The organism is Massilia sp. Dwa41.01b, assembly GCF_014171775.1.
Lineage (GTDB): Bacteria > Pseudomonadota > Gammaproteobacteria > Burkholderiales > Burkholderiaceae_D > Telluria.
In genome coordinates this window covers 874,092-886,956 of sequence record NZ_CP050454.1, presented here as the reverse complement: position 1 = coordinate 886,956, position 12,865 = coordinate 874,092, and the positions used below count along the sequence as shown (strand labels likewise).

At 66.0% G+C, this 12,865-nt stretch carries 13 protein-coding genes; 5 read left to right on the top strand and 8 right to left on the bottom strand.

What is annotated here, in order from left to right:
• Window positions 1-121: 121 nt before the first annotated feature.
• Window positions 122-556 carry an SPOR domain-containing protein gene (locus G4G28_RS04055; protein ID WP_183108072.1) on the top strand — a complete coding sequence of 145 codons (435 nt, stop codon included), beginning with the start codon at window positions 122-124 and terminating at the stop codon, window positions 554-556.
• A 206-nt stretch (window positions 557-762) separates the two neighbouring features.
• Here the strand turns inward: G4G28_RS04055 and G4G28_RS27925 are convergent, their stop codons facing one another.
• The 7 genes from G4G28_RS27925 to G4G28_RS04020 form a co-directional block, all read right to left on the bottom strand.
• Entirely contained in the window at window positions 763-1,110 is a 348-nt protein-coding gene (locus G4G28_RS27925) for an SPOR domain-containing protein (protein ID WP_183108071.1), read from the bottom strand.
• Window positions 1,110-1,583 (bottom strand): septal ring lytic transglycosylase RlpA family protein, encoded by a 474-nt coding sequence (locus G4G28_RS27920; RefSeq protein ID WP_308601791.1) that lies wholly within the window; start codon window positions 1,581-1,583, stop codon window positions 1,110-1,112. Before G4G28_RS27920 ends, G4G28_RS27925 begins: the two co-directional genes overlap by 1 nt.
• A 216-nt stretch (window positions 1,584-1,799) precedes the next feature.
• Window positions 1,800-2,915, bottom strand: a complete 1,116-nt coding sequence (gene rodA / locus G4G28_RS04040; protein ID WP_183108070.1) for a rod shape-determining protein RodA — start codon at window positions 2,913-2,915, stop codon at window positions 1,800-1,802.
• Between the two features lie 4 nt (window positions 2,916-2,919).
• The gene (gene mrdA, locus G4G28_RS04035; RefSeq protein WP_183108069.1) at window positions 2,920-5,043 is read right to left on the bottom strand and encodes a penicillin-binding protein 2; all 2,124 of its coding nucleotides are present in this window, start codon (window positions 5,041-5,043) and stop codon (window positions 2,920-2,922) included.
• Window positions 5,044-5,071: 28 nt separating this feature from the next.
• Entirely contained in the window at window positions 5,072-5,590 is a 519-nt protein-coding gene (mreD, locus tag G4G28_RS04030; protein ID WP_182990936.1) for a rod shape-determining protein MreD, read from the bottom strand.
• Window positions 5,587-6,777, bottom strand: a complete 1,191-nt coding sequence (gene mreC / locus G4G28_RS04025) for a rod shape-determining protein MreC (protein WP_183108068.1) — start codon at window positions 6,775-6,777, stop codon at window positions 5,587-5,589. Before mreC ends, mreD begins: the two co-directional genes overlap by 4 nt.
• Before the next feature lie 102 nt (window positions 6,778-6,879).
• A complete protein-coding gene (locus tag G4G28_RS04020) occupies window positions 6,880-7,923 on the bottom strand; it encodes a rod shape-determining protein (protein WP_056338938.1) in 1,044 nt (347 codons plus the stop codon).
• 322 nt (window positions 7,924-8,245) lie between these two features.
• On the opposite strand from G4G28_RS04020, the gene gatC reads away from it, so the two are divergent.
• The 4 genes from gatC to G4G28_RS04000 all read left to right on the top strand — a co-directional run bounded on the left by gatC (window position 8,246) and on the right by G4G28_RS04000 (window position 12,256).
• Window positions 8,246-8,545 (top strand): Asp-tRNA(Asn)/Glu-tRNA(Gln) amidotransferase subunit GatC, encoded by a 300-nt coding sequence (gene gatC / locus G4G28_RS04015; RefSeq protein ID WP_182990935.1) that lies wholly within the window; start codon window positions 8,246-8,248, stop codon window positions 8,543-8,545.
• Window positions 8,546-8,573: 28 nt separating this feature from the next.
• Complete coding sequence (gatA, locus tag G4G28_RS25220; protein WP_183108067.1) at window positions 8,574-10,049, top strand: Asp-tRNA(Asn)/Glu-tRNA(Gln) amidotransferase subunit GatA; 1,476 nt, start codon at window positions 8,574-8,576, stop codon at window positions 10,047-10,049.
• A gap of 74 nt (window positions 10,050-10,123) precedes the next feature.
• Window positions 10,124-11,584, top strand: a complete 1,461-nt coding sequence (gene gatB, locus G4G28_RS04005) for an Asp-tRNA(Asn)/Glu-tRNA(Gln) amidotransferase subunit GatB (protein WP_183108066.1) — start codon at window positions 10,124-10,126, stop codon at window positions 11,582-11,584.
• Window positions 11,585-11,863: 279 nt separating this feature from the next.
• Complete coding sequence (locus G4G28_RS04000; protein WP_182990933.1) at window positions 11,864-12,256, top strand: nuclear transport factor 2 family protein; 393 nt, start codon at window positions 11,864-11,866, stop codon at window positions 12,254-12,256.
• A gap of 260 nt (window positions 12,257-12,516) precedes the next feature.
• Here the strand turns inward: G4G28_RS04000 and G4G28_RS03995 are convergent, their stop codons facing one another.
• The gene (locus G4G28_RS03995) at window positions 12,517-12,837 is read right to left on the bottom strand and encodes a DUF6624 domain-containing protein (RefSeq protein WP_183108065.1); all 321 of its coding nucleotides are present in this window, start codon (window positions 12,835-12,837) and stop codon (window positions 12,517-12,519) included.
• Window positions 12,838-12,865: the final 28 nt, after the last annotated feature.

Sequence of the window (12,865 nt, the reverse complement as noted above, 5' to 3'; positions counted from 1 at the left end):
GCGGAACCGCCCGTCCCCGATGACAAGGACGAGGAGCCGGAACAGGCGCCGGATGCGCCCCTGGCTGCCGCCCCGGCGGCGCCTTCCGGCACGCCGGTCGCCTGCGTCGAGACCGACGCCTTTGCCGCCGGCGACGCGCCGCTTCGAGACGCGCCTGGCGCCGCTGGACCTCGGCACGCGCCAGACCCGCCTGACGGTGCCCTTCCAGGAAGTGACGAGCTACATGGTCTACCTGCCATCCCAGGGCAGCAAGGAAGCCGCCGACCGCCGCGTCGCCCAGCTGCAGGAGCAGGGCGTGACGAGCTTCTTCGTGGTCCAGGGCGATTCGCCGATGAAATGGGCGATCTCGCTGGGCGTCTTCAAATCGGACGCGGCCGCACATGCGGAAGTGGCGAACCTGGCGAAAAAAGGCGTCCAGGGCGTGCGCATCCTCCCGCGCGGGCCGCAAACCCAGCGCTTCGCCTACCGCTTCCGCGGTATCGATACCGGCATCCGTGCGAGCATCGTCGAAGCCGGCCGCAACATGCCGGCTGCGGTGCTGCATATCTGCAAGTGAGTACCTGCTAGCGTTGGCAGCCGCGATCCGGACGATCGGGGCGTGCCTGTCGGGTTTGACGTCCAGGCTGATCACAATTCGGCCCGCGTGGAGTCGGGACTCCACCCTGCGTGTACTGCTGTTTCGCAGGGTGGAGTCCTGACTCCACGCGCTTGCACGGGCCGCGCCCGGTCATCGCCAGCAAGGCCATTTGCATGCCAAGCAGCCTAGCGCTTCACCACAATCGGCTTCAAACCCCATTCCGACGGCAGCGCCCGCGCCGCTTCCTGTGCCTGCTCGCGCGAGCCGAAAGGTCCGCCGTACAGGCGGTGCACGCTGCCGGCCGGCGCCACCTCCAGGCCGGCGATGGGAACGCCGGCATCGGCCAGCTGGCGGCTCATTTGCCTGGCTTTGTCCTGGGCCGTGTCGGCGCGGCTGTAGGCGCCGAGCTGCAGGTAGAAGCCGCCACTGGGCGCGCCCTCTTCGGTCGCGGCGCTGTCGGTTGCCGGCTTGAGCGGCACCGGCAAGGCTTGCGCGACGGCGGCGCTGTCGGACTGCACGCGGTCTTCCAGCATCAGCGCGGCGATTTCCGGCGGCGCAGGTTGCTTTTTGCAGGCGCGGGCCTGCCGGCGCCGGCGAAGCGCGGAACATCGCCGGCGAACAGGCGTTCGACCGTGACTTCATGGCTGCCCCTGCCCAGCAGGCCCAGTTTCAGCGCCGCCGTGTACGAAACGTCGATGACGCGGCTGGCATGGAAGGGCCCGCGGTCGTTGACGCGCACCACCACAGACTTGCCGGTGGCCACATTGGTGACGCGCACATACGAAGGGATCGGCAGCGTCGGGTGCGCCGCCGTCATCGCGTACATGTCGTAGGGTTCGCCCGAGGAGGTGCGCTGGCCATGGAACTTGACGCCGTACCAACTGGCCACGCCGCGCTGGACAAAGGCTTCCTCGTTGAGGATGGGGGTATAGGTCTGGCCGAATACTTCGTAGGGCCGGTTCGCCCATTTGGCATAGGGTTCGGCCTTGACGACGGCGTCGGGCACCAGTTCCAGCCCCGGCGGGATGTTGCGGCCCGGGCCGTCGTCCGGTAATAGCCGCCGCGGCCGGAACCGGCCGCCGGCAGCTTCGCCGCACCCCGGCCGGCGCCGGCTTTCTGTGCCGTGCCCTTCTGGCTGCCAGTGGTGCCGCATCCGGCCAACAAGGCCGCGAGGACAATGACCGCTGGGAGATGTCTCGAAGCGGTCATCGCGCCTCCTCCATCACGTTTGCACCAGTTTCCGGTGCCGTTGAATACTCATCAATATGCCAGCGCCCAGGCCCAGCGTGATGAACGCGGTGCCGCCATAGCTCATGAACGGCAGCGGAACGCCGACCACCGGCAGGATCCCGCTCACCATGCCCATGTTGACGAACGCATAGGTAAAGAAGATCATCGTGATCGCGCCGGCCAGCAGCCGCGAGAACAGATTCGGGGCATTCGCGGCGATCATCATGCCGCGGCCGATCAGCAAGAGATAGATTACCAAAAGAAATAGGTTGCCGACCAGCCCAAATTCTTCGGAATACACCGAGAACAGGAAGTCCGTGGTTTGTTCGGGAACGAATTCGAGCTGGCCCTGGGTGCCCTGGGCATAGCCCTTGCCGGTGATACCGCCCGAACCGATCGCGATGGTCGACTGGATGATGTGGAAGCCCTTGCCCAGCGGATCGGAAGTCGGGTCGATCAGGGTCATGACGCGTTCGCGCTGGTAGTCGTGCAGCATCGACCAGGCAATCGGCATGCTGGCCGCGGCGCCCACGGCAAGGGCGATCAGCACTTTCCACGACAGGCCGGCCAGGAAGATCACGTAGAAGCCGGAAGCGCCGACCAGCAGCGCGGTGCCGAGATCGGGCTGCTTGGCGATCAGCCCGAACGGAATCGCCAGCAGCACCGCCGCGACCGCGAACGACTTCCAGTTGCCGACCCGGGCGCGTTGCTGGAAATACCAGGCCAGCATCAGGGGCGTGGCGATCTTCATGATTTCGGAAGGCTGGATGTCGACACCCACGTGCAGCCAGCGGCGCGCACCCTTCTTGATGATGCCGAACACGGCGACCGCCACCAGCAGCGTCACCCCGAAGGTATAGATCGGCACGGCCAGGCGCATCAGCGTTTGCGGCGGCACCAGGGCGGCCAGCCACATGACGACGAAGGCGAGCACGAAATTGCGCATCTGCGATTCGACGCGGCCCGGGAACTCGAGGCCGGCCGAGGACATCGTGATCATGCTGGTCGTGAGCAGCATGAACAGCACGATCGCCAGCGGCCAGTCGAACACCGTGAAATAGGGCTTGAGCCGGCGGCTGAGGGAGCGCCGTTCCGGGTAATAGGCCATCTGCTTACTCCTTGTCGGGTACTGCGGCGCGCGGCGGCGGCGCGGCGGGAACGGCGGCCGGCAGCGTGGCGGGGGCCGGCGCCTTCCGTGCCGGCGCCGGCTGTGGGGCGGCCGCGGTCGTGACAGGCGTGCCGCGTGGCGTAGCGGAAGCGGCCGTCGGCACCAGCGCAGGCGCCGTACCGGGCGCCGTAGCGGGCGCCGGCTTCGCCCCGGCTTGCACCGTGCCCGGCTTGGCGCCAGGCGCCCCCTCCTCGGCCGGCTTCGGCGGCGGCGGGCGCTTGCCGAGCAGGTAGTAGTCGAGCGCCTTGCGCGCGATCGGCGCGGCCGAGGCGGCACCGAAGCCCGCGTTCTCGACTACCAGCGCGATGGCGATGGTCGGCTTGTCGGCCGGCGCGAACGCCGTGTACAGCGCGTTGTCGCGGTGGCGCTCGTCAATCGCGTGGGCGTTGTACTTGCCGCCCTTCAGGCCGATCACCTGGGCGGTACCGGTCTTGCCCGCCGAGATATAGCCGGCGTTGGCAAAGGCGCGGTGGCCGGTGCCATAGTTTTCCTGGGTCACGCCCACCATCGCACGCTTGATGAAATCGATGTTTTCCTGTTTCAGCGCGATGCGCCGGCTTTCCTTCGGCACCGTCAGCGTGCGCTGGCGCGTGGCGCCGTCCTCGATCAGCTTGACCAGGTGCGGCCGCATCACCACGCCGTTATTGGCCAGGTTGGCCACCGCATGCGCCAGCTGGATGATGGTGTAGTTGTTGAAGCCCTGCCCGATCGAGACCGAAATGGTGTCGCCGCCAACCCACTTCTGGGCCGCACGGTTGCGCTTGAAGCGATTGGCCTTCCACTCTTTCGATGGCAGCACGCCGATCTTCTCGTGTTCGAGGTCGATCCCGGTCGGCACGCCAAAGCCGAACGGTCGCATGAAGTTGGAAATCCGGTCGATGCCCATCTCATTGCCGAGCTGGTAATAGAAGGTGTCGCAGGACTCGGCGATCGAGCGGTACATGTCGACGTAGCCGTGGCCGCCCGGCTTGTCGTCGTTGAAGCGGTGGCCGCCGAGGACGAAAAAGCCGGGGTCGCGGATCGCGTCCGACGGGCGGCGCAGGCCGTACTCCAGCGCGGCCAGCGACATGAAGGGCTTGAAGGTCGAGCCGGGCGGATAGGTGCCCGACAGCGGGCGGTTCATCAGCGGCTTGTCGAGCGAGGTATTGAGTTCGTTCCAGCTCTGGCTGTCGATGCCGTCGACGAACAGGTTCGGGTCGAAACCGGGCCGCGACACGTAAGCCAGCACGTCGCCGGTGGCCGGATCGATCGCGACAAACGCGCCGCGCTGGTCGCCGAAGGCTTCCTCGACCACTTTTTGCAGCTCGATGTCGATCGACAGGATCAGGTTGCTGCCCGGGACCGGCGGACGGCGCGACAGCGTCCGGATCGCCCGCCCGCCCGCGGTGCGCTCGACTTCCTCGTAACCGGTAGTGCCGTGCAGGTAGCTCTCGTATTTCTTCTCGAGGCCTTCCTTGCCGATGTAGTCGGTGCCGTTGTAGTTGGCCGCGTCTTCGCTCTCCTCGAGCGCGGCCGCCTCTTTCTGGTTGATGCGGCCGATGTAGCCGATCACGTGCGAGGCGACCTCGCCCAGCGGGTACTGGCGGAACAGGCGCGCCTGCACCTCCACGCCGGGGAAGCGGAAGCGCTGCGCGGTGAAGCGCGCCACTTCGTCGTCGGTCAGGCGGGTGCGCAGCGGCACGCTGGCGAAGCTGCGCGATTCTTCCAGCAGGCGCTTGAAGCGCTTGCGGTCCTTCGCTTCGATCGCGACCAGCTTGGCCAGCTCGTCGATCACCGAGTCCATGCTCGCCTGCAGTTTCGAGGGCGTGATCTCGAGCGTGTAGGCCGAGTAGTTGCGCGCCAGGACGACGCCGTTGCGGTCCACGATCAGGCCGCGATTGGGCACGATCGGCACCAGGGCAATCCGGTTGTCCTCTGCCTGGGAGGCATACTGGTCGTGCTGGATCACCTGCAGCCAGACAAATCGTGCGACCAGGCAGCCGAAGCAGACGAACACCAGCACCGCCAGCGCGGTCAGGCGCAGGCGGAACAGGTGGATCTCGCGGTCGCTGTCTTTTATTTCAGTCATTTACTGCGTCAATCATGTACTGCGACGGTCAGATGGGGCGCGTATGGTCGCGGTCGACGGCGCGGCGCTGCGGTGCCAGCAGCAGCCAGGTGATGAGCGGCCAGAGGGCAACGGCGACGGCACTCTCGACGAAGTGCAGCCAGCCGGCGAAGCGGCCGGTGGCGAAGAAATGCACCAGCGCCTGGATCGCCTGGGCCAGCAGCAGCAGCGGGAACACGTGCATGGCCTGGGTCAGCACCGGGAACCACAGCACGCGGCGGTGGATCATGATGGCGACATAGGACAGCAGCGTATAGGCCAGCGCGTTTTCGCCCAGCAGCGCCGCATCGTGCACGTCCATCAGCAGGCCCATGCAGAAGGCGACGCCGATGCCGACCTTGCGCGGCTGGTGGATGCCCCAGAAGATCAGCGCCAGCGCGACGAAATCGGGCGCGCCGATCCAGCGGCCCCAGGGCAGCAGGTTGAGCATGAAAGCGCAGGTCAGGCTGAACGCGATGAACAGCGGGCTGACCGGCAGCAGGATGTAATGGGGACGGTTACCGGTCATGGAGCGCCTTCCTTGCGCAGCGCCGGCTGGACCGGCTGGGTGGTGGCCGCGGCGGGGGCGGCGTTCAAGCGGGCCGCATCACGCGGCGCGGCGGTGCGTGGCGCCGTGTTCGCGCCCGGCGTGGCGATTGCCGTCGCTGGCGCAGCACCTGCCGGTGCCGTCGTCGGCGCCGTGGCTGGCGCGGCAGCGGGCACCGCCGCGGGCACGCCGGCCGCCGGTTGCGTCGGCGCACCCTGCGCCGGCAGCGGCGCCGGCGCCAGCGGTGGTGTCGGTACCGGCTCCATCTTCGGCAGGTTGCGGCGCGCCGCGCCATGCGCCGGCGGCACAGGCAGGTCCTGCGGACGCGCCGCGCGTGCCGCCTGCGACATCACGATCAGGAGCTGGCGGTTGCGGTCGACGCCGCCCAGCGGCTGGCAGGTCACGCGCCCGAAGGCACCGGCCGCCACTTTCTCGACCTGCACGACCTTGGCCACGGCCAGGCCGGCCGGATACATGCCGTCCAGGCCCGAGGTGACGATCACGTCGCCCACCTGGATATCGGCGTCGGGCGCGACGAAGCGCAGGTCGAGCAGGCCGGAACGTCCGCGGCCATAGGCGATGCTGCGCAGGCCCGAGCGCAGCACCTGCACCGGAATGGCCTGGTCGCGGTCGGTGAGCAGCGTGACTTCGGAGGTGAACGGGAATACGCGGGTGACCTGGCCGATGACGCCGGCATTGTCGATCACCGGCAGCCCGAGCTGCACGCCGTTGCGCGTGCCGCGGTCGAGCACGATGCGGCGGGTGGACGGGTCGCGCGCGTCGTACAGGATCTCGCCCATGATCGACTGCACCGGCAGGTGCTCGCGCGCCTCGAGCAGGCGCCGCAGGTGGGCGTTTTCCGCCATCTGGAGCTGGGCCAGCTGCATGGACTGCGCCTGCGCGACCTGCTGGTTCTTCAGCTCGCGCACTTCCTTCTGCAGGCTGGAAATCGAGGAAAAGTAATCGCCCATGCTGAACATGGCATCGCGCGGCATCAGCGCGGCCATCTGCAGCGGGTAGAGCACGGTGGCGGCGACCTGGCGTACCGTGCCGAGCAGGTGCATGCGGGCATCGATCAGCAGCAGCGCGAGCGACACGAACGCGAACACCGTCACCTTCACCCGCGCGGGGGCGCCCTGTTTGAATAGCGGCGGAGGACTGTATTCCATGACTTTCGATTATGACGGACGGCCCGTTAGATGGGCACATGGGCAGGTGCACGGTTCGACACCGTCCACCTGCCCACGCTGTAGCTTGCGAGGCTGTCGTGCTTACTCGTAGGAGAAGATCGAGCCCAGCTTGTCGTTGTGTTCCAGCGCCATGCCCGAACCGCGCACCACGCAGGTCAGCGGGTCTTCGGCCACCAGCACCGGCAGGCCGGTCTCTTCCATCAGCAGACGGTCGAGGTCGCGCAGCAGCGCGCCGCCGCCGGTCAGCATCATGCCCTTCTCGGCGATGTCGGCGCCCAGTTCCGGCGGGGTCTGTTCGAGCGCATTCTTCACGGCCGAGACGATGTTGTTGAGCGGGTCGGTCAGCGCTTCCAGGATCTCGTTGCTCGAGATCGTGAACGCGCGCGGGATGCCTTCGGACAGGTTGCGGCCCTTGACTTCCATTTCCTTCACTTCCGAACCCGGGAAGGCCGAACCGATGGCCTTCTTGATCGCTTCCGCGGTCTGTTCGCCGATCAGCATGCCGTAGTTGCGGCGGATGTAGTTGACGATGGCTTCGTCGAACTTGTCGCCGCCCACGCGCACCGAACCTTTATAGACCATGCCGCCCAGCGAGATGATGCCCACTTCGGTGGTGCCGCCGCCGATGTCGACCACCATCGAACCGGTCGCGTCCGAGACCGGCAGGCCGGCACCGATCGCGGCGGCCATCGGTTCCTCGATCAGGTAGACCTGCGAGGCACCGGCGCCGAGGGCCGATTCGCGGATCGCGCGGCGCTCGACCTGGGTCGAACCGCAAGGCACGCAGATGATGATGCGTGGCGACGGACGGAAGAATTTGGAATCGTGCACCATGCGGATGAACTGCTTGAGCATCTCCTCGGTGACGGTGAAGTCGGCGATGACGCCGTCCTTCATCGGGCGGATCGCCTCGATATTGCCCGGCACCTTGCCCAGCATCTGCTTGGCTTTCTTGCCGACCGCCTGGATCGTCTTCTTGCCGTTCGGGCCGCCCTGCTGGCGGATTGCCACGACCGACGGTTCGTCCAGCACGATGCCCTGGCCGCGCACGTAGATCAGCGTATTGGCGGTACCCAGGTCGATGGCCAGGTCGTTCGAGAAGTAACTGCGTAAAGAACCAAACATGTGTGTCCTGATGCGCGCTGTATGCGCCTAACATTAATCGGGAGAGTCCTCGCCGCATCGGCCCTGCCTGCGCCCTGCGGTCTTCGTTCGTACTGAGGGGCCGCGCTCATTCGGCGCAGACCACGCATTAGCCCGCCATTCTACCTTATAATTTGCCGATTAAACGCTGAAAACAGGTGGTTTTACCCCCTAGTTCTCGAAGCGAGATCGACGGGATTAGCAAGGTTTTATCGACCGTAGCACGCTGTTCAACAGTCTGCGCTTGCCATTCTGTCATTCTCCCAACCCCATTTTGAATGCGGCCCCGGCCGCGCCTTTTGCCATGTCCCTGACTCTTTCAGACGTAAAACGCATCGCCAACCTGGCCCAGCTCGATATGGACGACGCCCATGCCGAAACCGCGCTGGGTGAGCTCAATGGCATCTTTGCACTGGCCGAACAGATGCAGGCGGTCGATACAACAGGTGTTGCGCCCTTGTCGCATCCGCTGGCCGCGATCCTGTCGCTGCCGCTGCGCCTGCGCGAAGACGTGGTGACGGAAGAAAACCGCCGCGAAGCCTACCAGGCGCCGGCGCCCAAGACTCAGGACGGCCTGTACCTGGTACCGAAGGTCATCGAGTAATCCTGCATCCACGAACAGAAAACGCACCATGCACAACAAAACCATCAAAGAGCTGTCGGCGCTACTGCATGCGAAGCAGGTCTCGAGCACCGAACTCACCCGTCACTACCTGGCCCGCATCGAGAAAAGCAGCCACAACGCCTTCCTGCACCTCGACCCGGAACTGTCGCTGGCCCAGGCTGCCGCCGCTGACGCGCGCCTGGCCGCCGGCAGCGCCGGCCCGCTGACCGGCATTCCGATTGCCCATAAGGATATCTTTGTCACGCGCGACTGGCGCACGACTGCGGGTTCGAAGATGCTGGCCAACTACGTCAGCCCCTTCGATGCCACCGTCGTCGACCGCTTCGGCGCCGCCGGCATGGTCACGCTGGGCAAGCTGAACTGCGACGAATTCGCGATGGGCTCGGCGAACGAGAACTCGGCTTTCGGTGCGGTGAAGAACCCCCGGGACACGCAAGCCGTACCAGGCGGTTCCTCGGGCGGTTCCGCCGCCGCGATTGCCGCGCGCCTGGCCCCGGCCGCCACCGCCACCGATACCGGCGGTTCGATCCGCCAGCCGGCGGCCTTCTGCGGCGTCACCGGCATCAAGCCGACCTATGGCCGCGTCTCCCGCTTCGGCATGATCGCGTTCGCCTCCTCGCTCGACCAGGGCGGCCCGATCGCCCAGACCGCCGAGGATTGCGCGCTGCTGCTCAATGAGATGATCGGTCATGACGAACGCGATTCGACCAGCCTGACCGTGGAACAGGGCAACCTCAAAGAAGACTTCACGCGCGACCTGCACCAGCCGCTCACCGGCCTGCGCATCGGCGTGCCGAGCGAGTACTTCGGCGAAGGCCTGGCGGCCGACGTGGAAAGCGCCGTGCGCGCCGCGCTCGATCAATTCGTGGCGCTGGGCGCTCAGTTGGTGGATATTTCGCTGCCGAAAACGGCCCTGTCGATCCCGACCTACTACATCATCGCCCCGGCCGAAGCCTCGTCGAACCTGTCGCGTTTCGACGGCGTGCGCTACGGCCACCGGGCGAGCGAGTACAAGGATCTGCAGGACATGTACAAGAAAACCCGCGCCGAAGGTTTCGGCCGCGAGGTCCAGCGCCGCATCATGGTCGGCACCTACGTGCTGTGCCATGGCTACTACGACGCCTACTACGTGCAGGCGCAAAAGATCCGCCGCCTGATCGCCGACGACTTCCAGGCCGCGTTCGCGGACAAGTGCGACGTCATCATGGGCCCGGTGGCCCCGACCGTCGCCTGGGACCTGGGCGCGAAGGCCAACGACCCGGTGGCAAACTACCTGGCCGACATCTTCACGCTGTCGACCAGCCTGGCCGGCCTGCCCGGCATGTCGATCCCTTGCGGTTTCGGCCAGGGCGACAAGAACGCCAAGCGCCCGGTCGGCCTGCAGATCATCGGCAATTATTTTGCCGAAGCGAAGCTGCTGAACATCGCGCACCAGTACCAGCAAGCGACCGACTGGCACCAGCGCGCCCCCGAAGGCATCTAAGGTCGCAGGGTAGGCGGGTTTCCCGCCTACGCGTTCAACCAACGCCTGCACAAAGAATACAAAGAGAGAACACCATGCAATGGGAAGTCGTCATCGGTCTTGAGAACCACGTCCAGCTCACGACCAATTCGAAAATCTTCAGCGGCAGCGCGATCCAGTTCGGCGCCGCGCCGAACACGCAGGCCAGTCCCGTGGACCTGGCCCTGCCGGGCGTGCTGCCCGTGATGAACAAGGGCGCCGTCGAGCGCGCGATCCGCTTCGGCCTGGCGGTCGGTGCGAAAATCGCCCCGCATTCCGTCTTCGCGCGCAAGAACTACTTTTATCCCGACCTGCCCAAGGGCTACCAGATCAGCCAGTTCGAAGACCCCGTGGTCCAGGGCGGCACGATCACCTTCGGCTACGAGAAGGATGGGAAACTCGAGACGAAAACCGTCAACCTGACCCGCGCCCACCTCGAGGAAGACGCCGGCAAATCGCTGCACGAGGACTATGCAGGCATGACCGGCATCGACCTGAACCGCGCCGGCACGCCGCTGCTGGAAATCGTCTCGGAGCCGGAGATGCGCAGCGCCGCCGAAGCGGTCGCCTACGCAAAAGCCCTGCACGGCCTGGTGATGTGGCTGGGCGTCTGCGACGGCAACATGCAGGAAGGCTCCTTCCGCTGCGACGTCAACGTTTCGGTGCGGCCGATGGGCCAGAAGGAATTCGGCACCCGCTGCGAGATCAAGAACCTGAACTCCTTCCGCTTCATGGAAGAGGCGATCCACTACGAAGTGCGCCGCCAGATCGAACTGATCGAGGACGGCGGCAAGGTCCAGCAGGCCACGCGCCTGTGGGACCCGGACAAGAAGGAAACCCGCGCCATGCGCTCGAAAGAGGACGCGCAGGACTATCGCTACTTCCCCGACCCGGACTTGCCGCCCTTGACGATCTCGGAAGACTGGATCGAGCGCGTGCGTGCGTCGATGCCGGAACTGCCGGGCGCCATGCGTGCACGCTTCACCGGCGAGTACGGCCTGCCGGAATACGATAGCCTGATCCTGACCTCTTCCCAGGCGATGGCGACCTACTACGAAGCCGTGGTGGAGAAAGCCGGCAAAGCGAACGCGAAAGCAGTGGCGAACTGGATGATGGGCGACGTCTCGTCGACCCTGAACCGCGAAGGCGTCGACGTCAGTGAAGCGCCGGTGCAGGCGTCGCAGCTGGCCCTGCTCATCCAGCGCATCGCCGACGGCACGATCTCGAACAAGGCCGGCAAGGAAGTGTTCGCGGCGATGTGGGAAGCCAAATCGCTCGACGACAACCTGGCCGACACCGTCATCGAGCAAAAAGGGCTGAAGCAGATTTCGGACACGGGCGCCCTGGAAGCGATCGTCGACGAGGTGCTGGCGGCGAACGCGAAATCGGTCGAGCAGTACCGCGCCGGCAAGGAAGCGGCGATCAACGCGCTGATCGGCCAGGCCATGAAGGCCTCGAAAGGCAAGGCCAATCCGGCGCAGGTGACGGAGCTGCTGAAGAAGAAGCTGGCGGGCTGAAGCGAGCTGCACGCATGAAAAACCGGAGCTCGCTCCGGTTTTTTTTCGGCCTTCATGCGCCCGGCATGCATCCACCGCCCGCTGAGACCACCGAGCCCTGGAGCACCTGACAAAATCGTCAGAGCAAGGCGCGGCGACGAAGACAGTACATCTGTACGGCCAGGAGCCGCAACGCGGCCATAACGGTTTTGTCAGGCGCTCCTGAGCAGCGCCGCAGCAGTGCCGACGACTATCGAACCTGCGCCTGAGCGGCGCGCTTTTTGCAGAAGGAGGAATGCCATGCACCAGCACGACGAAGTCCTTGCAGCCATCGACGCCTATTGCCGCGGCGTGTACCACGGAGACATCGGGCTCCTGCGCTCGGTCTTCGATCCCCGTGCGCAGCTGTTTGCCGAAGTGCGCGGACAAGCTTATTTCCGGCCGCTGGACGATTATCTCGCCGTGGTCGCAGGACGCGCATCGCCCGCCTCGCTCGGGCAGGCATTCGCGATGAAGCCGCTCCACATCGAGATTACAGGCGAGATCGCTTTTGCGAAAGTTCATTGCCCGATGTTCGATTTCCATTACATCGACTACCTGAGCTTCGTCCGGCAGGAAGGACAGTGGAAAATCGTCAACAAGACGTTTACCGATGTGCCAGTTGCGCAGGATCGCCCTGCACCATTGACCTAGCACGACGGCGCTGCCCTGTTCACCTGGACCGGCCCTGCTGCCTACCCGTCGAGCAGCACCAGCGCCTGCTGCCGCGCCGCCACGCGCAGGGAACGGCGCAGTGCCAGGTCTTCGGCGGTACCCGCGAGCACCATGGCGCCCACGCACAGCGAGACGATGGCCTGCGCGCGCTATACGGCACGGCAGGCGTTCAGGAAGACGCTCGCCGACCAGTGGCCCTGTATGCGGGCGAGGCGTGCTCGCATGAGGCGCCAGCGCCGTCAGCGCTTCCTGGCCTCGCTCATCATGCACACATAGTCCGCCAGTGGCATGACACCGAGTACACGCCGGTTTTCCTCGACCGCGCGCAGGCTCGCTGCGTCGTCCAGGCCGAAATGCGGGGCGCGCCAGCCCTCGGGCGAGAACTGGGTGCCGTAGCGTTGCGGCCGGCCATAGGCGACCAGCACGCGGTCGGTAAATTGCGCCAGCCTGGCGGCGCGCAGCTCGCCGGCGGCGGCGCGCTCGCCCAGCGTCGGCAGCAGCGCCGCCCGGAAATCCGGGCTGCTGTCGGCGTGCTGCAGCAGGGTCCATGCAGCATCCACGCCCGTCTCCCCCACCGGGCAGCTGTCG

What these genes read in the sequence shown, in the direction of transcription:
- G4G28_RS27925 (WP_183108071.1), bottom strand. Translation starts at nt 1,110, where the DNA reads ATGCTGGAAGACCGCGTGCAGTCCGACAGCGCCGCCGTCGCGCAAGCC.
- rodA (WP_183108070.1), bottom strand. Translation starts at nt 2,915, where the DNA reads ATGGCCTATTACCCGGAACGGCGCTCCCTCAGCCGCCGGCTCAAGCCC.
- mrdA (WP_183108069.1), bottom strand. Translation starts at nt 5,043, where the DNA reads ATGACTGAAATAAAAGACAGCGACCGCGAGATCCACCTGTTCCGCCTG.
- mreD (WP_182990936.1), bottom strand. Translation starts at nt 5,590, where the DNA reads ATGACCGGTAACCGTCCCCATTACATCCTGCTGCCGGTCAGCCCGCTG.
- mreC (WP_183108068.1), bottom strand. Translation starts at nt 6,777, where the DNA reads ATGGAATACAGTCCTCCGCCGCTATTCAAACAGGGCGCCCCCGCGCGG.
- G4G28_RS04020 (WP_056338938.1), bottom strand. Translation starts at nt 7,923, where the DNA reads ATGTTTGGTTCTTTACGCAGTTACTTCTCGAACGACCTGGCCATCGAC.
- gatC (WP_182990935.1), top strand. Translation starts at nt 8,246, where the DNA reads ATGTCCCTGACTCTTTCAGACGTAAAACGCATCGCCAACCTGGCCCAG.
- gatA (WP_183108067.1), top strand. Translation starts at nt 8,574, where the DNA reads ATGCACAACAAAACCATCAAAGAGCTGTCGGCGCTACTGCATGCGAAG.
- gatB (WP_183108066.1), top strand. Translation starts at nt 10,124, where the DNA reads ATGCAATGGGAAGTCGTCATCGGTCTTGAGAACCACGTCCAGCTCACG.
- G4G28_RS04000 (WP_182990933.1), top strand. Translation starts at nt 11,864, where the DNA reads ATGCACCAGCACGACGAAGTCCTTGCAGCCATCGACGCCTATTGCCGC.